This window comes from Yoonia maricola (assembly GCF_002797915.1).
GTDB lineage: Bacteria > Pseudomonadota > Alphaproteobacteria > Rhodobacterales > Rhodobacteraceae > Yoonia > Yoonia maricola.
Window position 1 is genome coordinate 1,224,742 of the sequence record NZ_PGTY01000001.1, and the last position, 17,697, is coordinate 1,242,438.

Below are 17,697 nucleotides of genomic sequence, written 5' to 3' on the forward strand. Positions count from 1 at the left end.
CCGCCTAGAGCGACTGACCCTCTAGCTGCAATTTCAAACGATCCACTGCGACTTGCGCCTCTACGGAATTTGGGTTCATCGCGAGGACCATCTCGTAAAGCTCAAGCGCATCGTCGCGGCGCTCAAGCTCTTCCATAACGATAGCCAAACCGCGCATCGCTTCAAAATGGCGGGGATTCAGGATCAGCGTTTGGCGAATGTCATCCAGCGCAGGACCCGTCAGCCCAAGCAGATAGTAAGACGACGCACGGCCGTAATATCCTTCGGCGAAATCCGGCGCATGATCGACCAGCGCGGTGAAATGCTCAACCGCAACGTCGGGCTGACCTTCCTCCAACGCCTCTTTTCCACGGCGCAGCAACAAATCCATAGCTGCTGACCCGCTCTTCTCCCATTGAGAAACGATCTGCCCTTCAATACGCTCATAAGTGCCTTCATCGGCCTCTGCGAGGTCTTGATAAAGTTCATCCAATGTCGCCTGCTGTGCGTAAACTGGTAAGGAAAACCCTACTGCCACACAAAGTGCCGTAACGATACATTTGAAGCGCTGTGTTTGCATAACCATAACACTAATGTAGCGCACTACGCGGCCAACACCAGAGCCCGCGCAGTCACATCAATGAATAGAGGACGAAAAAATGAGTGAAGTCGTGACAGAGGCCGTCGCCCAGTTGAATGCAAAGATGGATGGGGCAGGTTTTGACGGCTCTGCCAAATTCGATATCGAAGGTGAAGGCAGCATCATCATCGACCAAAACGGCGCACGTGCAGGTGACGATGATACTGATGTCACGCTCACCGCCACGACAGAGGTTTTTAAAGCCATCCTTGACGGTGAAATGAATCCGACCACCGCTTTCATGACTGGCAAACTAACCGTTGATGGCGATATGGGTCAGGCGATGAAGCTGTCGAGCGTCCTTTCATAATGATGGAAACAGCCCCCCTTTTCGAAGAGATCGCGGATGGTCCCGCGGGGGGGGCTGCCCATTGGCTGACCACATCCGATGGGTTGCGCATCCGCGTCGCCCATTGGCCGATGGAAAACGCCAAGGGCACAGTCTTGATTTTTCCAGGCCGCACCGAGTTTGTCGAAAAATACGGGATGACAGCGCAAGCGCTGCAGGCACGCGGCTTTGCCAGCCTTGCTATCGACTGGCGCGGGCAAGGCATCGCCCAGCGGATGTCCCCGAACCGGGCCATTGGGCATGTCGGCGACTTTACCGACTATCAACATGATGTTGCAGCAACACTCGCCTATGCCAAACAAGTGGGTCTGCCACGCCCCTATTTCTTGCTTGGGCATTCCATGGGCGGCTGTATCGGTTTGCGATCCTTGATAGAAGGCCTAGACGTGCAAGCAGCGGTGTTCTCGGCTCCGATGTGGGGTGTGCAGATGGCAGCGGCCTTGCGCCCTGTCGCATGGGGGCTCTCAGCAGTGAGCACGCCTTTGGGCTTTGACCAAGCACTGGCACCCGGACAATTCGAAGAAAGCTACGCCCTACGCGCCAGTTTCGAGGAGAACACACTGACAAACGACCCGGACATGTGGGCAATGTTTGGGGAACAGCTACGCAAGCACCCTGATCTGGGGCTCGGCGGCCCGTCACTGCGCTGGCTCAACACATCCTTACGCGAAATGCACAGGCTCAGCACCCTGCCGTCACCACGCGTGCCTTGCATGACATATCTGGGCACTGAAGAGGCAATCGTTGACCCGTTCCGCATCCGCGCCCGCATGAAGAACTGGCCGGATAGCGTGCTGCGCGTCATCAAAGGCGGCAAACACGAGATGCTGATGGACAGGCCGGACCTGCGCACCATGATCTTTGACGAAACGGCTTCTTTTTTTGATGCACAGTTGGCGCAAGCCGCTTAATCCAGATCGCTATCCGCGCGGACTTTAAATCCGGCATCGCGCAGTTGACTAACCGTTTCGGCGACATGGCTTTGATCACGCGCCTCAATCACGATCTCGAGTTCGGCCTGCTTGAGCGATACACTTTGCATCATGCGTTGGTGGATCACCTCGATCACATTCGCGCCCGCAGCACCGATAATGCGCGAAATATCCGACAGCTGGCCCGGCGTATCATCAATTTCAAACGTCAAACGTGTGATCCGGCCATCGCGGACCAGCCCACGCAAAATGAGGGTTGAGAGCAGGCGCGAGTCGATGTTGCCCCCGCAGACAACCAGCCCGACCTTCTTGCCGCGCAAATCCTTGGCGTGTTTTTCAATCACAGCCAACCCTGCCCCAGCGGCCCCTTCTGCAACGATCTTTTCGTAGGACAGCAGATCAAACACAGCCGCCTCAATCTCGGCCTCTGTCGCGGTCTCTACCCGGTCCACATGTGATTTGATCACCGCCAAATTCGCCGGCGCGGGTGCGCGCACCGCAATTCCTTCGGCCAAAGTGGCGCCACCAAAATTTGGCCTCACTTGGTCAAACGCCGCCTTGACCGCATCGAAATTCGCCGCCTGCGCGCCGATTATCTGCACCTCTGGTTTCACAGATTTTGCGGCAACCGCCATGCCCGCAATCAGCCCGCCCCCACCGATGGGCACCACAATCACATCCAGATCAGGCGCCTGTTCAAGCATCTCCAACGCCACGGTTCCCTGCCCTGCAGCGACCACCGGATCATCAAAAGGGTGCACAAAGGTCATCCCCTTTTTTGCAGCCATTTCATGGGTGAACTGCACCCCCTCGTCAAAGCCCGTACCATGCAGCACAACCTCGGCCCCGAAATCCTTGGTGCGTTTGATCTTATTAAATGGTGTTCCTTCTGGCATGACGATCACAGCCGGAATACCAAGGCGGCTGGCATGATAGGCTACACCTTGCGCATGATTGCCAGCACTGCAGGCAATCACACCTGCGGCGCGTTCACCTTCGCTGAGCGTCAATAGTTTCGCCAAAGCGCCCCGCGCCTTAAAAGCGTTGGTGTGTTGCAGGTTCTCCAACTTCAAATACAAATCAATGCCCAGATGCAGCGACAGACGCGCAGCATGCACCGTGGGCGTCCGCATCGTAGCGGGTTTGATCGCCTCATAGGTCTTTGTAATCAGCGCGGGATCAAGGGCCATGAACCACCTCGTTCAATCATAATCACCCACGGACCTACACTGTAAGGTGGGTGAAACCCACCCCCGCCATTGGAGACCACAGGACGCGCACTATACTCACTTCATGGCTGACGTTCTCACCTTCACCGACCGGGGCATCTATTGCCCAGCAGGCGATTTCTACATTGATCCGTGGAAACCCGTGGACCGTGCGCTGATCACCCACGGGCATAGCGACCACGCCCGCTATGGTATGGGGCGCTATCTGGCCACCGCCGGGACCGCGCCGGTGATGCGGCACCGATTGGGCGAGATCACACTAGAAACGGTCGAATACGGCACGGAAACAAAGATCGGAGACGCCCGCGTTTCCTTTCACCCCGCAGGCCATGTTCCCGGCTCTGCCCAAATCCGGGTCGCAGTCAAAGGCGAAGTCTGGGTCGTCTCTGGAGACTACAAAACTGTGGCAGACGGGCTCTCAGAACCATTTGAGCCAGTCAAATGTCACGCCTTTATTACCGAATGCACGTTCGGCCTGCCCATCTTCAAATGGACGCCGCAAGACATTCTCACACGCCAAATCAACGATTGGTGGGCCGCTAACGCTGCCGCCGGGCGCACGTCGATCCTCGGGGCCTATGCCTTAGGCAAAGCGCAACGCTTGCTCACAACTGTGGACCCTGACATCGGCCCAATCCTGACCCATGGCGCCATTGAAAACACCAACGCAGTACTGCGCGGCCAAGGATTTAACCTGCCAGAAACCACCCTTGTCACCCCCGACATCAACCACAAAACGCATCCCGGCGCGCTGGTGCTTGCCACGCCCGGCGCGCTTGGCACCACATGGGCGCGACGTTTTGGGCCGTCATCAACCGCTTTTGCCAGCGGCTGGATGGCCCTGCGCGGTGTCCGCCGCAGACGCGCTGCAGACCGCGGTTTCATCGTATCCGACCATGCCGATTGGGAAGGGTTGAACGATGCCATCAAAGCCACAGGAGCCACAAAAGTTTTTGCCACTCATGGTTACACTTCGGCCTTCCAGAAGTGGCTGACCAGCCGCGGCTATGATGCGCATATCGTCAGCACCGAGTACCAAGGGGAAGGTTTCGATCAGACGGAAGAGGCAGAGGCATGAAAGACTTCGCCACCCTCTTCACCCGCATCGACGAAAGCACGAAAACGACAGTCAAAACCGCAGCCCTCGCCGATTATTTCCAAACTGCCTCACCCGAAGACCGGCTGTGGACCATCGCCCTTTTCACCGGACGCCGTCCTAAACGCACAATCACGGCCACCCGCCTGCGTGAATGGGCGGCAGAAGTCGCAAGGCTTCCCGATTGGCTGTTTGAGGAAAGTTACAGCATCGTCGGCGACCTGGCAGAGACGATTGCATTGGTGCTGCCACCCGCGACGGAAAGCGAAGACAAGACGCTGACCCATTGGATAGGCTACATCAAAACGCTCTCCACCTTGGAAGATGACGACCGCAAAGCAGGTATTCTGACCGCATGGAACAGCTTGCCCAGCACAGAACGCTTTCTGTTCACCAAGCTGCTGACGGGCGGCTTTCGTATCGGTGTCAGCGCGAAATTGATCACACGGGCGTTGGCACAAGCGACTGGCCAGCCCGAACCACAACTGACCCACAAGCTGATGGGTAACTGGACCCCTGATACGACAACATGGGAAGCCCTTATCGAGGCGGATGACCCAACCGCCGACCTGTCACGCCCCTACCCGTTTTATCTGGCCTACCAACTGGACGGTTTCGATGATCTGGGCGCACCCGCCGACTGGAACGCCGAACGCAAATGGGACGGTATCCGCGGGCAACTGATCGTGCGCGGTGGCGAACATCACCTATGGTCACGCGGTGAAGACCTGATGACCGACCGTTTCCCCGAATTCGCGCAACTACGCGACTACCTGCCCGACGGCACGGTGATCGACGGCGAAGTGCTGGCGTTCGCAGACGAAAAGCCACTGTCATTCAACGCCCTGCAAAAACGGATCGGGCGCAAAACGGTGCCCAAGAAGTTGCTGACAGAGGCCCCGGTGATCCTCATGGGTTACGACCTTCTGGAGCATCAAGGCAAAGACATACGCGCCATGCCCCTGCAAGAACGACGCAATATGTTGGAAACGCTCATCGCAGACGTCCCTCAAACAGCCCCCCTCCGCCTCTCTGCCTCGGTCCCTTTCACCACATGGGACGATCTCGGCACCGCCCGCGCCCAGTCCCGCGACCTCAACGCAGAAGGTCTGATGCTCAAACGCCGCGACAGCCCATACCTTGCGGGCCGCAAACGCGGTGACTGGTGGAAGTGGAAGATCGACCCGCTCACTATTGATGCGGTGATGATCTATGCGCAAGCGGGGCACGGGCGGCGCGCAAACCTATTTACCGACTACACCTTCGCCGTGCGCAGCGGCAACGAACTGGTGCCCTTTACCAAAGCCTACTCCGGCCTGACCGACAAAGAATTCCGCGAGATCACAGCGTGGGTCCGCAAGAACACACTGCAACGGTTCGGCCCCGTCCGGCACGTCCCGCCAGAGCATGTGTTCGAGATCGCTTTCGAAGGCATTCAGGCCAGCCCTCGCCATAAATCCGGCGTCGCATTACGCTTTCCGCGCATGCTGCGTTGGCGGCGTGACAAGCCGGTGGATGAGGCCAATACATTGGATGATCTCAAAGAGATGTTGGCGACCTATGGCTGATGGCCTTTCCACCGTTTCAATCAATACTTATGTTGGTCGCAACAGATCATGAAAGGTTTCTCCCATGCATACGCCCCAGCCCGTTTTTGACGCCAACACAAGCGGTGGAAAGGACCTTGGCAATCTACCCGAATGGGACCTGAGCGATCTTTACCCTTCAACTGACAGCGCTCAATTGGAACGGGATATGGCCTGGCTAGAAAAGGAATGCGCTGCCTTTGCCGCTGACTTCGAAGGCAAACTGGCCGATCTGGATGCGCCCGGCCTTCTGGCTGCTGTGCAACGCTACGAACAGATCGACGTGATTGCCGGGCGCATCATGTCTTTTGCTGGCCTACGTTATTACCAATGCACCACCGACAGTGACCGGGCCAAATTCATGGCCGATTGTCAGGACAAGATCACCACCTACACCACACCGCTGGTCTTCTATGGGCTAGAGTTCAACCGGCTGGATGATGACCATCTGATGGGCCTACTCGCCGCCAACGCCGACCTTGCGCGCTATAAACCCGTCTTCGATCGCATGCGCGCGATGAAACCGCATCAGCTGTCAGATGAGCTGGAAAAATTCCTGCACGATCAATCCACTGTCGGCTCTGCCGCGTGGAACCGGCTCTTTGATGAAACGATGGCCGGACTTGAATTCACCGTCGATGGTGAAACCCTCAACCTCGAATCCACGTTGAATTTGCTGACCGAACAGGATCGTAGCAAACGCGAAGCGGCAACCCACGCGTTGGCGGCTGTCTTTCAGGAAAACATCAAAATTTTCTCCCGCGTCCACAACACGCTGGCCAAAGAAAAAGAAATCGAGGACCGCTGGCGCAACATGCCGACCCCCCAAACCGGACGGCACCTGTCAAATCATGTTGAGGCCGAAGTGGTCGAGGCATTGCGCAACGCCGTTGTTGCCGCCTACCCGCAACTTTCGCATCGCTACTACGCGCTGAAAGCCAAATGGATGGGGCTGGAGCGGATGCAGGTCTGGGACCGCAACGCGCCCTTACCAATGGAAAGCGACCGGATCGTTGATTGGGACGAGGCGACCAATACGGTGATGGATGCCTATGCGGAATTCGACCCGCAAATGGCAGAAATCGCAAAACCGTTCTTTACGGATGGCTGGATCGACGCCGCCGTGAAACCAGGCAAAGCGCCGGGCGCTTTTGCGCATCCGACCGTCACGCCCGTGCACCCCTATGTGATGCTGAACTACCTGGGAAAACCACGCGACGTCATGACTTTGGCACATGAATTGGGTCACGGCGTGCACCAAGTATTGGCCGCAGAGCAAGGCGAATTGCTTTCCTCTACGCCACTGACGCTCGCCGAGACTGCCTCGGTCTTTGGTGAAATGCTGACTTTTCAGAAACTGCTGGACGGTGCCAAAACCAAAGAGGAACGCAAGATACTGCTGGCCGGCAAAGTCGAAGACATGATCAACACGGTCGTCCGCCAGATCGCGTTCTACGACTTCGAATGTAAACTCCACGCCGCCCGCGCCGAGGGCGAACTGACACCAGACGACATCAATGCGCTATGGATGTCCGTGCAGGCCGAAAGCCTTGGCCCCGTATTCGATTTCGCGGAAGGCTACGAAACCTTTTGGGCCTACATCCCCCACTTCGTCCACTCGCCATTCTACGTCTACGCCTACGCCTTTGGCGACGGGCTCGTGAACGCGCTTTATGCGGTCTATGCCGAGGGCGACCCAGACTTCCGCACCAAGTATTTTGACATGCTGCGCGCCGGCGGGTCCAAGCACCACAAAGAACTGCTGGCACCCTTTGGGCTTGATGCCTCTGATCCGCAATTCTGGGACAAGGGGCTGTCGATGATCAGCGGCATGATCGACGAATTGGAAGCAATGGAAGCGTGACCGTCAAGGTCACACTTGCACCGCTCACCGCTGATCTGACCGACACGCTGCGCGATATTCGCGTTGCCGCAGATCAGGTCGCGTTTTCAGGGCAACCCTATGAGGTGATTGACGACCCAGAGCCGGGTGTTGATGTCCATGTGATCCTGAACGAGGGCCAAGTTGTGGGTATGTTCCGCATTGATCCGGGGTTTCACCACACCTACCCTTTTGCAGGGCCGGACACACCGGGCCTACGGACGTTTTTAGTGGATCAACAGATGCAGGGGCGCGGGATCGCCAAGGCCTGCTGCATGCAATTGCATGACTATCTTTCAAAGCACTACGGCGATGCAAAGGCGGTCTATCTTACAGTGAACTTGCGAAACCAGGCCGCGCGCAAGGTCTACCTTGCAAGCGGGTTCGTCGATACCGGGGATCAATGGCTGCTTGGTGAGGCAGGGCCGCAAAATGTCCTGCGACTGGATTTAGACAAACCAAAGGCACCTGACAGATGACGCAGTCCCGGATTTGATCCGGGACTTCAACCTGGCCTCAAAAAGCATCGGATCAAGTCCGGGAACACGCCGGTCACGTCGCGCACGCTTCTCAATCCAACTCGGTCCATGGCCAAGGCTTCACCTCGCTGGCCGCCGTCTGATACCGCGCCGCTTTAGCCATCCAGACGCCCATTGTTGTGCCCAATTCAGCCAATTGTTCGTTCGGTTCACGCTTGTTGAATAACATGATCAGGAACTGCGCCACAGTCAGCAAACCCAAAAGCGTGCTGGTGATACTCATCATGAACGAGATGATAATCATATGCAGCAGGCGTACCCAGATGCTATCGAAATCTTCTTCGACGTTTGTTTCAGCCGTATCTTGATCTTTGGCCATCGTCTTCTCCTACGCGGGATGCCCACCCGCCGCAAAAACCATATCCATCATGTGCTGCGTGCCGCGCGAGAATTCAAGCGGGCACGGATAATCCGCGCCAGTCTGCACTGAATTGCAGAAGTTTTCCACCTGTAGCACATATTGGTTCACACCCGGCCAGCGTTCGGTCGTGACAGTGTTGTCTGCATTCTCAAGCGTCAGGGTCGCCGCATCAAACACATTGGCGTTGAATGGGCAAGTCAGTGTCAGAACGCCTTTTTCGCCATGAAAAGTGATCTCCTGACGCGGGAACATCCGCATCGAGACTGTGGCAGCATAGCTAAAGTTTGGGAAATCAGCCGCCACCTGAGCAAAAACATCAACATCATTCTCAAGGCGTAGCTTGGCATAAGGCACTGCTATGGGTTCTTGCCCCGTCACGAAACGCGCCGCGCCAAAAGTATAGACGCCAATATCACGCAAGCCCCCACCACCAGCCTCGGGTTTGTTACGGATGTTATTTGTATCATCGTTAAAGAAACTGAAGGTCGCATCGACATGCACCAGATCACCAATTGCACCGCCTTGTACCAGTTCGCGGGCACGAATGAATTGCGGGTGATGGACGATCATATAGGCTTCAGCGGCCAGTTTGCCCGATTGATCACGCGCCGTAATCAGTTGTTCAAAATCGGCTTCCTGCAACGTTATTGGCTTTTCGCACAATACATGCTTGCCCGCTGCGAGCGCTTTCAAGGACCATTCCACATGCAGATGGTTCGGCAGCGGAATGTATACGGCATCAACCTGCGGATCAGCCAAGAGCGCATCATAACTGTCATGCACCCGCAACTGCGGCGCGAAGGCCTGAAATTCGGTAGCCTTCCTTGCGCTCGACGTGGCAAGGGCTGCCAGCTCTGCGCCCGCTGCGGCATGGATCGCAGGCCCCATATGCTCTTTCGCAAAATGGGCGGCACCCAAGATACCCCATCGGATTGGTGTCATTGCTGTATCCCCCTGTTTTGACAATGGTAGCGTCAACCTTCCCCGAATGGAAACACCCCACAAATGAAAATCCCCGCCAGCAGTGCGGGCGGGGATCATCCATCTTGGTTGTGAAACGCCTTAGGCTTCGGCAAGCATGCCCTTCTTGCGGGCCAACTCTTGCATTTTCGTTTGCAGCTTTTCGAAGGCGCGCACCTCGATCTGGCGAATACGCTCGCGGCTGACGTCATACTGACCGCTGAGGTCTTCAAGCGTCACCGTTTCTTCGGACAATCGGCGCTGCATGAGAATATCTTTCTCACGGTCATTCAGCACGCCCATCGCTTCAGCCAAAAGCTCACGTCGCGCATCCAGCTCATCACTCGCCTCATAGTCAGCAGCCGTATTGGCGCTTTCATCCTCAAGCCAGTCCTGCCATTGCGCGGCACCTTCACCGTCGGCGCTGACGGTCGCGTTCAGCGATGCATCACCGCCCGATAAACGCCGATTCATGGAAATAACTTCCTGCTCGGTCACGCCAAGGTCATTGGCGATGCGTTCAACGTTTTCAGGACGCAGATCACCGTCTTCCAACGCGCCAATCCGGTTCTTTGCCTTACGCAAGTTGAAGAACAACTTCTTCTGCGCAGATGTCGTGCCCAGCTTGACCAGTGACCAGGACCGCAGGATATACTCCTGGATCGACGCCCTGATCCACCACATTGCATAAGTTGCCAACCGGAAACCCTTTTCAGGGTCAAAGCGTTTCACGGCTTGCATCAAGCCGACATTGGCTTCAGAAATCACCTCGGCTTGTGGCAGACCATAACCGCGGTATCCCATTGCAATCTTGGCCGCTAATCGCAGGTGCGATGTGACCATCTGATGTGCTGCATCTGTATCTTCGTGATCCACCCAACGCTTGGCGAGCATATATTCCTGCTCAGGCTCCAGCATGGGGAATTTGCGGATTTCTTGCATATAACGGTTCAGACCACCCTCTGGTGTGGGTGCTGGAAGATTTTTATAATTACTCACTGTCTCTGCCCTCCTATGTATAAAGGCTTAACATGGATATGGGAATGATCGTTTTGGGTTTCAAGAGCAGCCCTATTCGATTTCCGTAAAAGCAATATGAACTCTTCGGTTTAGTTTTGCGAGGCACGTTTCCGTGCGCTCACGCACATGGGATCGAATATTTCAGCCATGATGACTAAGAACGCGCAACAAACCGCGCATGTCTTGGGGCATTTCCGCTTCAAACTGCAGGAATGCGCCAGAAACCGGGTGTTCAAAGCCCAAAGTGGCCGCATGCAGCGCTTGACGCGGGAAAGCGGCAACTGCCGCGACACCCGCCTCTCCGATTGCCTTTGGCGATAACTTGCGCCGCCCGCCATAGGTCGGATCACCAATCAGCGCATGACCGCAATGGGCCAGATGAACGCGAATTTGATGCGTACGACCAGTTTCCAGCCAGCATTCGATCAAAGCGGCACAGGCGGGCACGCCAAGCGCCTGCACAATGCGCGAACGCGTGACGGCATGTCGCCCAGCGGTGAAAGACACCGCTTGGCGCTGCCGGTCGGTACGATGACGACCAAGGAAGGTCTGGATTTTCAAGATATTGCCTGGCTCAAAGGATGTTCCCTTGATCCCGCGCAGTCGCGGATCATTCTGATCAGGCAGGCCATAACAAATCGCAAGATAACGCCGTTCGACCGTATGCGCGGCAAACTGATCCGCAAGATGATGATGCGCCCGGTCCGATTTCGCAGCGACCAGCAGACCCGTCGTCTCTTTATCAATACGGTGCACAATACCGGGGCGTTTCATCCCGCCCACACCCGACAGGGTATCCCCACAGTGGTGGATCAGCGCATTGACGAGTGTTCCACCGGGCGTGCCGGGGGCTGGATGCACAACCATACCTGCGGGTTTGTTGACGACAATGAGATCATCATCCTCGAAAACCACATCAAGTGGGATGTCTTCGCCGACGATATGGCTTTCTTCGGCCATCGCCACGGTGACGGTCACAACCGCACCTTCGGCAACCCGGTGGCGCGCATCGGTGACAACGGCGCCATCGACCGTTACGGCACCTTCAGCAATCAGCTTGGCCAGACGCGACCGGCTCAACGCGACCTCAGCAGGCACATCACGGCTCAACGCCTTATCCAAACGCGGCGGGGGCGCTGCCGAAATCACAAACTCAATGATCTCCGTCACACGCCCGTTCCTTCATCTTGGCCCAAAAACTCCCGCCGGAGGCTCCGACCACCGCAAATGGTGCAAAGGTGGGTGAGAGTGGTACCGCCTCCCCGGCTTGAACGGGGGACCCCTGGTTCCACAAACCAGTGCTCTAACCAACTGAGCTAAGGCGGCAACACGGTTGATCTAGCGGGATGGGATCACGATTGCAAGTCCTCTAAAACGCAATCTGCCATGTCTCTTCTACCAGATCGACACCGAAAGAATGCACAGCTTTGGTATGGGTGCGGGTCAGCCCATTGCGCATGTAGATGCGGCCTGCAGCAGCGTGGCTTTCATGCGTCCATAGGGTCAGGCCCCCATAACCGGCAGCGCGCGCAAAACCCAGGCACTGATCGATGAGCGCCTGCGCGACGCCTGTCCCCCTCGCCTCTGACACTACGTAGAAAAGGCGCAGCTTAGCTGTGGTGTTATCTTTGCGCACGCAAAAGATACTGCCCAAGCGCTGACCCTTGTGATGCGCAATCCATCCGGCCTCACAGGTTTCATCATGCGCCCTTAGGAAATCATCGACGATACGGCGCACCAAAGGCCCAAAACTATCATCAAAGCCTTCAGCTTGCGCATAGTGGGTCGCATGTTCGCTCACCAGCCAATCGGCGTCAGCAGCTTCGAAAGGGCGTACGTCAAAATCCATGCCCCAACTTGCCCGCGTTGCCCTTGCCAATCAAGCCCACCCCACGGTAGGACATTCTCTAGCCGACCAAAGGAACCACCATGGGTATCAATAACGAACGCGACATCGAAGCGAACATGCAAATCGGGCCGACCGATCTGGGTATGGTACGGATATTCATCGAAGCTGACGGCGTAGAGATTCCGATGGATTTCGACCCTGAGGAAGCAGACGAGATCGCAGAAGAAATCAAAGCGGCGGCAATAGCGGCGCGAGCTGTTAAGCGGCCTTAACTATAGACAACACCCGGCTCCAATAGTTCAAAACCCGCGATTTCGAATTCATACAGTGATCCATCCGCTTTTTGCGCCCGGGCGATCAGCTTGCCTATATCATTACGGAATACAGCATGCGTTGTATGCAATGCGCGATAGCAGTGCGTGCCGTCAGGATAGATGTATTGATCATATCGTCTCCTTGAAACGACGCTTGGCCGCGTGTGATCTCGCGTCATTCAATCTTCTTGGGCAGTCCCCGACCATCATTCCACCAGCGGTTTGGATTATCGCTATCGGGGTTATAGGTCGCACGACTTGCCCAATCCTCACGCAAGAAAATAACCGGTTGCTCGTAGTGATGTGCGTAAATGACAGCATCCATCACACGTTCTAACACCGCCATGTCCCGTTCGATTGATATTTTCAATTCAACCATTGGATAGGTTTCGGTGTTTCCGGCCTCAAATCCGTCAACATGCGTTGTCGTCGTCGACCCGGTTTCGGGCTGCGTGGTCTCTTTGCCTTGTGCGGAAATACTCGCGGTCCGTTGATATCGCCCATAGCTTAGCGGGTGCACCTCCATCACAGCTTCCAATATCTTATCGGTATCTTCTGCAATTGTTTGAATTTCTAGCGTCCACACAGGAATGAATTTCCCTGATTTGGCTTGGTAATTGCTCAAGCTTGTCATTTGACTTGCTATTTCCTTTATGTCGGGGGGGCACGCCGACCAGGGAACCGACGATGGGATTAGTACGGCGTTTCAATGAAGCCGCCCGGATCGCGCGCTGCTTGTGCGCGTATGGCCGCGTGACGCGCGAATTTCTGCACCATCACCTTGCGCCGCGCGGCTGCCAGTTTGGCCTCTGGCCCCATACGAATAATCTCGGCGTCATAGGCATCGGCAATAATAAGACCTGTTTCATCTGGCAAAAGCTCAGTCGGGAAATCACCGTCAACGGCCCAAAAGAACCGGTCGCACCATTCCAGATAGTCTTGCCATTTGGTGTCGGACTGAAAATCAGCACGGCTGGATTTACATTCGACAATCCAAACCTCGCCTTTCGGACCCAGGGCCATCACATCAACGCGCAGGCCAGACGTGGGCACCAGCTCTTCAACGCTCACAAAATCATGGCTGCGCAATGCGCGTGACACGCCACGGGCCAGCAATTGGCCGGGCATCAGGCTGGGGTTGGGATTATCATCGCGCATACATATCAACATGAACAATACGTGAACAAAATGCAAGCAATCGTGCGATGGGTAGAACCGACGCGTTGGCGTAGCCCACCTCTCTCTTCCACCGAAACAATACCGCCAATAACCACCATTGATGAAGACGCCCCATTTTTATTATTTATTATCAATAAACTACAAAAAAGCCGTCACATTTAGTTCACCTAATCGAGACAGCTTTGTGACACAAACAGGACGATTGACCCCGCGTCACCAGCCAGAAAGCCCAAGGATCGTCATTTTTTGGACGGCTTCATTAAATAAACACTAAAGCAAGTATTAAGGGAAAGCTGCCAATGTCACTGTTTGCGAATATCACGTTTTTCGAAGTCTCCATGGCCCTGGTTTTTGTCGGTCTGGCCGAGCGCCTGCTGCTTGGTTACGCCCCTGCCGAAATGGTCGGCGCCAAAGGCTGGCTCATCCGCGGCGACATCGAAGAATAAATAGCCAGGGCCTTGCCCTTCACCCACTGCCCGCCTACCTGTTGGGTGACGGGTTCTGCGCCTCTCGTATACCATAGGTACAAATCCAGCGGCCTTACGCAAATCCTAGGGGGCTGGCTCTGTTCTGACCCTGGTCTGATTACCTGGCGCCCACCTGTACTTACAGGTCCTCAGGATTAGCTACCTCTACGGTTGCCGCGGTCCCCGTCACTGTCGCCCAAAAAAATTGACCCGCCGCCGTTCAGCGCTAAATCTGAATTATGAAAAAAGCCATTCTCTGTACGGCGCTTCTGGCGCTGCTTGCCCCGCCCGCTATTGCTGACATCACAGTGCGATTCGTCGAAAGCGCACCCAAAGATCGCTTTGTGATCTCCAGCGATACCTGCCCTTTGCAAGACGTTGATGTGCTGATTGATCTTGATGGATCGGTCGGCGGGCTGATCTTTGATGTCACTGGTGCCGGCGCTGGGGTGGAAGTTTTCCAACCCGTCGAGGTGCAAAGTGGTCTTGTAACGGCGCAGCCCGTGGTTGACGGCGACCAACAGCTTTCATTTCAGATCAACGACCTGCGTGCAGGCGATGATATTGTCATCTCTGCCGACCTTGATGATGTACTGACCAACAGTAGCCTTGGCCAAATTAGGGTCGGCGGTTCTGAGTTGGATGGCGCTGTGGTTCAGATGACAATTGCAGGCGAAACCCAAACCGCCGTCTTCGCGGAAGGTGCGAATACGCTGGTCTTGGCACATAGCTGTCTGAGTTAGGGTCCCGCCCCTACAGTTTGCGTGACGGCGTTTGCGCGGTCACCCGGATCGGGATCATCTTGCCCCGCTTCGGCCCCTCATCGTCATCATCTGCCTGAGACATGACCACAATGGCAAATTGGACACTGCCAAACACTGTTCCATTAAAGAACCATAGCAAAAATACGGCCAACCAACCCACGTCTGATCCCATTACAAGGCCGCGCAGGCCAACGATATCAAACCACAGGATCATCCCGACAAAGACCGCTGACAGCACAAACCCGACCGCGCAATGGCGCAGGTAAAGCCGCATCAGGTCGGGTTCTGGCTTTTGGTTCAGTGTTCCGCTCATTCTGTAAAGATAATCCAAACAGCGCCAATAGCAAATGCGACCTATCCGCCAAACGCCTCTGGCTGCACTTCGCGCGCCATATGGTCCAGCACGGCATTGACGAATTTGGGTTCTTTGCCGTCGGCGGAAAATGCCTCGGCCACACCGACAAATTCGCTGATCACGACTTTGGGCGGCGTCTGTTTCAGTGTCATCTCTGCCCCCGCTGCGCGGAACAATGCGCGCCATGTCGGGTCTATCCGTGCAATTGGCCATTTGGCCACCAAGGCGCGGTCAGTCAGTTGGTCAATTGCGGCCTGATCATCAACAGCCTTTTCCATCAGCGCGCGGAATGTGTCCACATCACCTTCGGTCATCTCGCCTTCATCATAGACCGCCCCAAGGCGGTGATCCTCGAACTCGCGCACAACTTGATCAACGGTCTGGCCCGAGGCCTCCATCTGGAACAGCGCCTGAACGGCATAAAGCCGGGCGGCTGATTTCATCTTGCGCTTTTGGTTATTTGAAAGGGTCATGTGGTGGTCTTGCTGTCCGTATCGCCTGCCATCAGAATCTCGCGGGTGAAGCCCACGGTCTTATCGGCTTTGCCCCACTTACGGGCGAGCGCGATCAGGTGCAAGGCCGCAGCCGCAGCTCCGCCCCCTTTGTTCATCTCAGCCGGATCAGCGCGGACCTCCGCCTGCGCGCGGGTTTCTACTGTCAAAATACCGTTGCCAATGCAGACGCCTTGCAGACCCAACAATTGGATCGCGCGGCTGCTGTCATTGCAGACAGTGTCATAGTGCGTCGTCTCTCCCCGGATCACACAGCCAAGAGCAACATAGCCGTCAAAGTTGCTCATCCGTTCGGCAATGCCGATGGCGGTGGGGATTTCCAAAGCGCCCGGCACGTCGACAATCTCCCAAGTCGCCCCGGCTTTCTCAATCTCTGCCTTGGCGCCCGCAATCTGGTTGTCCGAAATATCTTTGTAGTAAGGCGAGGCGACGATCAGTATCTTCACCGGCTTATCGAAAGCTGGCAACGGCATGATGTAATGAGATGGTCCTGCCATTATCCGATCTCCGAGATTTTGCGGGTGCCCACGATTTCAAGCCCATAGGCATCAAGTCCCACGACTTTGGGCTGCGGCGAATTCGTCAGTAGTTCGATCTTATGTAACCCAAGCGAACTGAGGATTTGCGCGCCCAGCCCGTATTGGCGCAAGGTCTGAGGCGAGGCTTCTTCGACAGAGTCCAGTTTCATATGCACGTCGCGCAAAAGGACTAACGCACCGCGCCCTTCTTTTGCGATCAGTTCCATGGCATCGCCAAATTCATTCCGACGGCCACGCGGACCTGTCCCCAGCACATCCAGCATCGGATCCATCGCGTGCATGCGTACCAAAACCGGGTCGGGGGTCGTGATGTCCCCTTTAATCAATGCGATATGTTCGGCCCCTTGGGTTTCATCCGTGTAGATGCGCATTTCCCATGCGCCACCAAACTCCGACGTGATTGTGCTCGTCTCACGGACGCGCACCAGATTGTCGTGGCGGCGACGGTACGCGATCAGATCACTGATCGTGCCGATCTTGAGGTTATGGAGCTGGGCAAAGGCAATCAGGTCAGGCAGGCGCGCCATTTCGCCATCTTCCTTCATGATCTCACAGATCACACCAGATGGGTTTAGCCCCGCAAGGCGGGAAATATCAACGGCGGCCTCGGTATGGCCAGCACGGACAAGCACACCACCATCGCGGGCACGCAATGGAAAGACATGGCCGGGCGTCGCGATATCGGCGGCCCCCTTGGCGGCATCAATGGCCGTCGCAACGGTGCGTGCCCGGTCATGGGCGGAAATACCGGTGCTGACACCTTCACGGGCTTCGATGCTGACAGTGAAGGCCGTCTCATGACGGGACGAGTTGTGTGACGCCATCAGCGGCAGGCCCAGCGCGTCGATCCGTTCGCCCGGCAGCGTCAGACAGATCAGTCCACGCCCATGCTTGGCCATGAAATTGATCGCATCAGGCGTTGCCATTTGTGCGGGGATCACCAAGTCGCCTTCGTTTTCGCGATCCTCGTGATCCACCAGAACGAACATCTTGCCGTTGCGGGCATCCTCGATGATGTCCTCGATCTTGCTGATCGCATCAGACCAGTCGCGTTCGACCTGGCCGGGGGTTTCGAAAGAGCTGTTCATGGATGTCTCCGCCAAGCGTGTTGTCTCAGGCAGATAGCCCAGTGAAAGGGCTTTGGA

Annotated in this window: 23 protein-coding genes and 1 tRNA gene; 9 read left to right on the top strand and 15 right to left on the bottom strand. The window is 56.1% G+C overall.

Annotation, left to right across the window (positions count from 1 at the left end):
• Nucleotides 1–4 precede the first annotated feature (4 nt).
• The gene (locus BC777_RS06250) at nucleotides 5–559 is read right to left on the bottom strand and encodes a tetratricopeptide repeat protein (RefSeq protein WP_311135469.1); all 555 of its coding nucleotides are present in this window, start codon (nucleotides 557–559) and stop codon (nucleotides 5–7) included.
• Nucleotides 560–638: 79 nt separating this feature from the next.
• Here BC777_RS06250 and BC777_RS06255 point away from each other — a divergent pair, with 79 nt between their 5' ends.
• Nucleotides 639–929 carry an SCP2 sterol-binding domain-containing protein gene (locus BC777_RS06255; RefSeq protein WP_100367243.1) on the top strand — a complete coding sequence of 97 codons (291 nt, stop codon included), beginning with the start codon at nucleotides 639–641 and terminating at the stop codon, nucleotides 927–929.
• On the top strand, nucleotides 929–1,879 hold the full coding sequence (locus BC777_RS06260) for an alpha/beta hydrolase (protein WP_100367244.1): 951 nt from the start codon (nucleotides 929–931) through the stop codon (nucleotides 1,877–1,879). The genes BC777_RS06255 and BC777_RS06260 overlap by 1 nt, the downstream gene beginning before the upstream one ends.
• Here BC777_RS06260 and BC777_RS06265 read toward each other — a convergent pair.
• The gene (locus BC777_RS06265) at nucleotides 1,876–3,090 is read right to left on the bottom strand and encodes a threonine ammonia-lyase (RefSeq protein ID WP_100367245.1); all 1,215 of its coding nucleotides are present in this window, start codon (nucleotides 3,088–3,090) and stop codon (nucleotides 1,876–1,878) included. The genes BC777_RS06260 and BC777_RS06265 overlap by 4 nt on opposite strands.
• A gap of 103 nt (nucleotides 3,091–3,193) precedes the next feature.
• Here BC777_RS06265 and BC777_RS06270 point away from each other — a divergent pair, with 103 nt between their 5' ends.
• The 4 genes from BC777_RS06270 (at nucleotide 3,194) to BC777_RS06285 (ending at nucleotide 8,172) form a co-directional block, all read left to right on the top strand.
• Nucleotides 3,194–4,207 (top strand): ligase-associated DNA damage response exonuclease, encoded by a 1,014-nt coding sequence (locus tag BC777_RS06270; RefSeq protein ID WP_100367246.1) that lies wholly within the window; start codon nucleotides 3,194–3,196, stop codon nucleotides 4,205–4,207.
• Nucleotides 4,204–5,793, top strand: a complete 1,590-nt coding sequence (locus tag BC777_RS06275; RefSeq protein WP_100367247.1) for an ATP-dependent DNA ligase — start codon at nucleotides 4,204–4,206, stop codon at nucleotides 5,791–5,793. Before BC777_RS06270 ends, BC777_RS06275 begins: the two co-directional genes overlap by 4 nt.
• Before the next feature lie 64 nt (nucleotides 5,794–5,857).
• Entirely contained in the window at nucleotides 5,858–7,675 is a 1,818-nt protein-coding gene (locus tag BC777_RS06280) for a M3 family oligoendopeptidase (protein ID WP_100367248.1), read from the top strand.
• The gene (locus tag BC777_RS06285) at nucleotides 7,672–8,172 is read left to right on the top strand and encodes a GNAT family N-acetyltransferase (protein WP_168769087.1); all 501 of its coding nucleotides are present in this window, start codon (nucleotides 7,672–7,674) and stop codon (nucleotides 8,170–8,172) included. The genes BC777_RS06280 and BC777_RS06285 overlap by 4 nt, the downstream gene beginning before the upstream one ends.
• A gap of 91 nt (nucleotides 8,173–8,263) precedes the next feature.
• Here BC777_RS06285 and BC777_RS06290 read toward each other — a convergent pair whose 3' ends face one another.
• The 6 genes from BC777_RS06290 to BC777_RS06315 all read right to left on the bottom strand — a co-directional run bounded on the left by BC777_RS06290 (nucleotide 8,264) and on the right by BC777_RS06315 (nucleotide 12,422).
• On the bottom strand, nucleotides 8,264–8,551 hold the full coding sequence (locus BC777_RS06290) for a DUF4389 domain-containing protein (protein ID WP_100367250.1): 288 nt from the start codon (nucleotides 8,549–8,551) through the stop codon (nucleotides 8,264–8,266).
• 9 nt (nucleotides 8,552–8,560) lie between these two features.
• Nucleotides 8,561–9,535 carry a Gfo/Idh/MocA family protein gene (locus tag BC777_RS06295; protein WP_100367251.1) on the bottom strand — a complete coding sequence of 325 codons (975 nt, stop codon included), beginning with the start codon at nucleotides 9,533–9,535 and terminating at the stop codon, nucleotides 8,561–8,563.
• Between the two features lie 120 nt (nucleotides 9,536–9,655).
• On the bottom strand, nucleotides 9,656–10,552 hold the full coding sequence (gene rpoH / locus BC777_RS06300; protein ID WP_100367252.1) for an RNA polymerase sigma factor RpoH: 897 nt from the start codon (nucleotides 10,550–10,552) through the stop codon (nucleotides 9,656–9,658).
• 162 nt (nucleotides 10,553–10,714) lie between these two features.
• The gene (locus BC777_RS06305; RefSeq protein WP_100367253.1) at nucleotides 10,715–11,743 is read right to left on the bottom strand and encodes an RluA family pseudouridine synthase; all 1,029 of its coding nucleotides are present in this window, start codon (nucleotides 11,741–11,743) and stop codon (nucleotides 10,715–10,717) included.
• A gap of 79 nt (nucleotides 11,744–11,822) precedes the next feature.
• A tRNA-His gene (locus BC777_RS06310) sits at nucleotides 11,823–11,899 on the bottom strand.
• 43 nt (nucleotides 11,900–11,942) lie between these two features.
• On the bottom strand, nucleotides 11,943–12,422 hold the full coding sequence (locus BC777_RS06315) for a GNAT family N-acetyltransferase (RefSeq protein WP_100367254.1): 480 nt from the start codon (nucleotides 12,420–12,422) through the stop codon (nucleotides 11,943–11,945).
• An 80-nt stretch (nucleotides 12,423–12,502) separates the two neighbouring features.
• Between BC777_RS06315 and BC777_RS06320 the strand changes: the two genes are divergently transcribed.
• Nucleotides 12,503–12,694, top strand: coding sequence for a DUF6324 family protein (locus tag BC777_RS06320; RefSeq protein WP_100367255.1), 192 nt, complete (start codon nucleotides 12,503–12,505; stop codon nucleotides 12,692–12,694).
• On the opposite strand, the gene BC777_RS06325 is transcribed toward BC777_RS06320, so the two are convergent.
• From BC777_RS06325 to BC777_RS06335, 3 genes are read right to left on the bottom strand one after another with little or no spacing between them, the layout of a single operon-like run.
• Entirely contained in the window at nucleotides 12,691–12,915 is a 225-nt protein-coding gene (locus tag BC777_RS06325; RefSeq protein ID WP_100367256.1) for a hypothetical protein, read from the bottom strand. The two genes, BC777_RS06320 and BC777_RS06325, sit on opposite strands and share 4 nt — an antisense overlap.
• Entirely contained in the window at nucleotides 12,912–13,370 is a 459-nt protein-coding gene (locus BC777_RS06330) for a hypothetical protein (RefSeq protein ID WP_211095332.1), read from the bottom strand. The genes BC777_RS06325 and BC777_RS06330 overlap by 4 nt, the downstream gene beginning before the upstream one ends.
• 59 nt (nucleotides 13,371–13,429) lie before the next feature.
• Entirely contained in the window at nucleotides 13,430–13,894 is a 465-nt protein-coding gene (locus BC777_RS06335; protein ID WP_100367257.1) for an MmcB family DNA repair protein, read from the bottom strand.
• 320 nt (nucleotides 13,895–14,214) lie between these two features.
• Here BC777_RS06335 and BC777_RS19335 point away from each other — a divergent pair, with 320 nt between their 5' ends.
• Together BC777_RS19335 and BC777_RS06340 are read left to right on the top strand one after the other, a co-directional pair.
• Nucleotides 14,215–14,361 carry a hypothetical protein gene (locus BC777_RS19335; RefSeq protein WP_168769088.1) on the top strand — a complete coding sequence of 49 codons (147 nt, stop codon included), beginning with the start codon at nucleotides 14,215–14,217 and terminating at the stop codon, nucleotides 14,359–14,361.
• A gap of 260 nt (nucleotides 14,362–14,621) precedes the next feature.
• A complete protein-coding gene (locus tag BC777_RS06340; RefSeq protein ID WP_100367258.1) occupies nucleotides 14,622–15,125 on the top strand; it encodes an aggregation factor core in 504 nt (167 codons plus the stop codon).
• Between the two features lie 10 nt (nucleotides 15,126–15,135).
• Here the strand turns inward: BC777_RS06340 and BC777_RS06345 are convergent, their stop codons facing one another.
• From BC777_RS06345 to ribB, 4 genes are read right to left on the bottom strand one after another with little or no spacing between them, the layout of a single operon-like run.
• A complete protein-coding gene (locus BC777_RS06345; protein WP_100367259.1) occupies nucleotides 15,136–15,459 on the bottom strand; it encodes a hypothetical protein in 324 nt (107 codons plus the stop codon).
• A 41-nt stretch (nucleotides 15,460–15,500) separates the two neighbouring features.
• Nucleotides 15,501–15,974, bottom strand: a complete 474-nt coding sequence (gene nusB, locus BC777_RS06350; protein ID WP_100367260.1) for a transcription antitermination factor NusB — start codon at nucleotides 15,972–15,974, stop codon at nucleotides 15,501–15,503.
• Complete coding sequence (locus BC777_RS06355) at nucleotides 15,971–16,510, bottom strand: 6,7-dimethyl-8-ribityllumazine synthase (RefSeq protein ID WP_100367261.1); 540 nt, start codon at nucleotides 16,508–16,510, stop codon at nucleotides 15,971–15,973. Before BC777_RS06355 ends, nusB begins: the two co-directional genes overlap by 4 nt.
• Nucleotides 16,510–17,640: a 3,4-dihydroxy-2-butanone-4-phosphate synthase gene (ribB, locus tag BC777_RS06360; protein WP_100367262.1), complete on the bottom strand. Its 1,131-nt coding sequence runs from the start codon at nucleotides 17,638–17,640 to the stop codon at nucleotides 16,510–16,512. Before ribB ends, BC777_RS06355 begins: the two co-directional genes overlap by 1 nt.
• Nucleotides 17,641–17,697 lie beyond the last annotated feature (57 nt).

Coding starts and splice junctions, on each gene's coding strand:
- BC777_RS06250 (WP_311135469.1), bottom strand. CDS start 559: ATGCAAACACAGCGCTTCAAATGTATCGTTACGGCACTTTGTGTGGCA.
- BC777_RS06255 (WP_100367243.1), top strand. CDS start 639: ATGAGTGAAGTCGTGACAGAGGCCGTCGCCCAGTTGAATGCAAAGATG.
- BC777_RS06260 (WP_100367244.1), top strand. CDS start 929: ATGATGGAAACAGCCCCCCTTTTCGAAGAGATCGCGGATGGTCCCGCG.
- BC777_RS06265 (WP_100367245.1), bottom strand. CDS start 3,090: ATGGCCCTTGATCCCGCGCTGATTACAAAGACCTATGAGGCGATCAAA.
- BC777_RS06270 (WP_100367246.1), top strand. CDS start 3,194: ATGGCTGACGTTCTCACCTTCACCGACCGGGGCATCTATTGCCCAGCA.
- BC777_RS06275 (WP_100367247.1), top strand. CDS start 4,204: ATGAAAGACTTCGCCACCCTCTTCACCCGCATCGACGAAAGCACGAAA.
- BC777_RS06280 (WP_100367248.1), top strand. CDS start 5,858: ATGCATACGCCCCAGCCCGTTTTTGACGCCAACACAAGCGGTGGAAAG.
- BC777_RS06290 (WP_100367250.1), bottom strand. CDS start 8,551: ATGGCCAAAGATCAAGATACGGCTGAAACAAACGTCGAAGAAGATTTC.
- BC777_RS06295 (WP_100367251.1), bottom strand. CDS start 9,535: ATGACACCAATCCGATGGGGTATCTTGGGTGCCGCCCATTTTGCGAAA.
- BC777_RS06315 (WP_100367254.1), bottom strand. CDS start 12,422: ATGGATTTTGACGTACGCCCTTTCGAAGCTGCTGACGCCGATTGGCTG.
- BC777_RS06320 (WP_100367255.1), top strand. CDS start 12,503: ATGGGTATCAATAACGAACGCGACATCGAAGCGAACATGCAAATCGGG.
- BC777_RS06325 (WP_100367256.1), bottom strand. CDS start 12,915: ATGACGCGAGATCACACGCGGCCAAGCGTCGTTTCAAGGAGACGATAT.
- BC777_RS06330 (WP_211095332.1), bottom strand. CDS start 13,370: ATGACAAGCTTGAGCAATTACCAAGCCAAATCAGGGAAATTCATTCCT.
- BC777_RS06335 (WP_100367257.1), bottom strand. CDS start 13,894: ATGCGCGATGATAATCCCAACCCCAGCCTGATGCCCGGCCAATTGCTG.
- BC777_RS19335 (WP_168769088.1), top strand. CDS start 14,215: ATGTCACTGTTTGCGAATATCACGTTTTTCGAAGTCTCCATGGCCCTG.
- BC777_RS06340 (WP_100367258.1), top strand. CDS start 14,622: ATGAAAAAAGCCATTCTCTGTACGGCGCTTCTGGCGCTGCTTGCCCCG.
- BC777_RS06345 (WP_100367259.1), bottom strand. CDS start 15,459: ATGAGCGGAACACTGAACCAAAAGCCAGAACCCGACCTGATGCGGCTT.
- nusB (WP_100367260.1), bottom strand. CDS start 15,974: ATGACCCTTTCAAATAACCAAAAGCGCAAGATGAAATCAGCCGCCCGG.
- BC777_RS06355 (WP_100367261.1), bottom strand. CDS start 16,510: ATGGCAGGACCATCTCATTACATCATGCCGTTGCCAGCTTTCGATAAG.
- ribB (WP_100367262.1), bottom strand. CDS start 17,640: ATGAACAGCTCTTTCGAAACCCCCGGCCAGGTCGAACGCGACTGGTCT.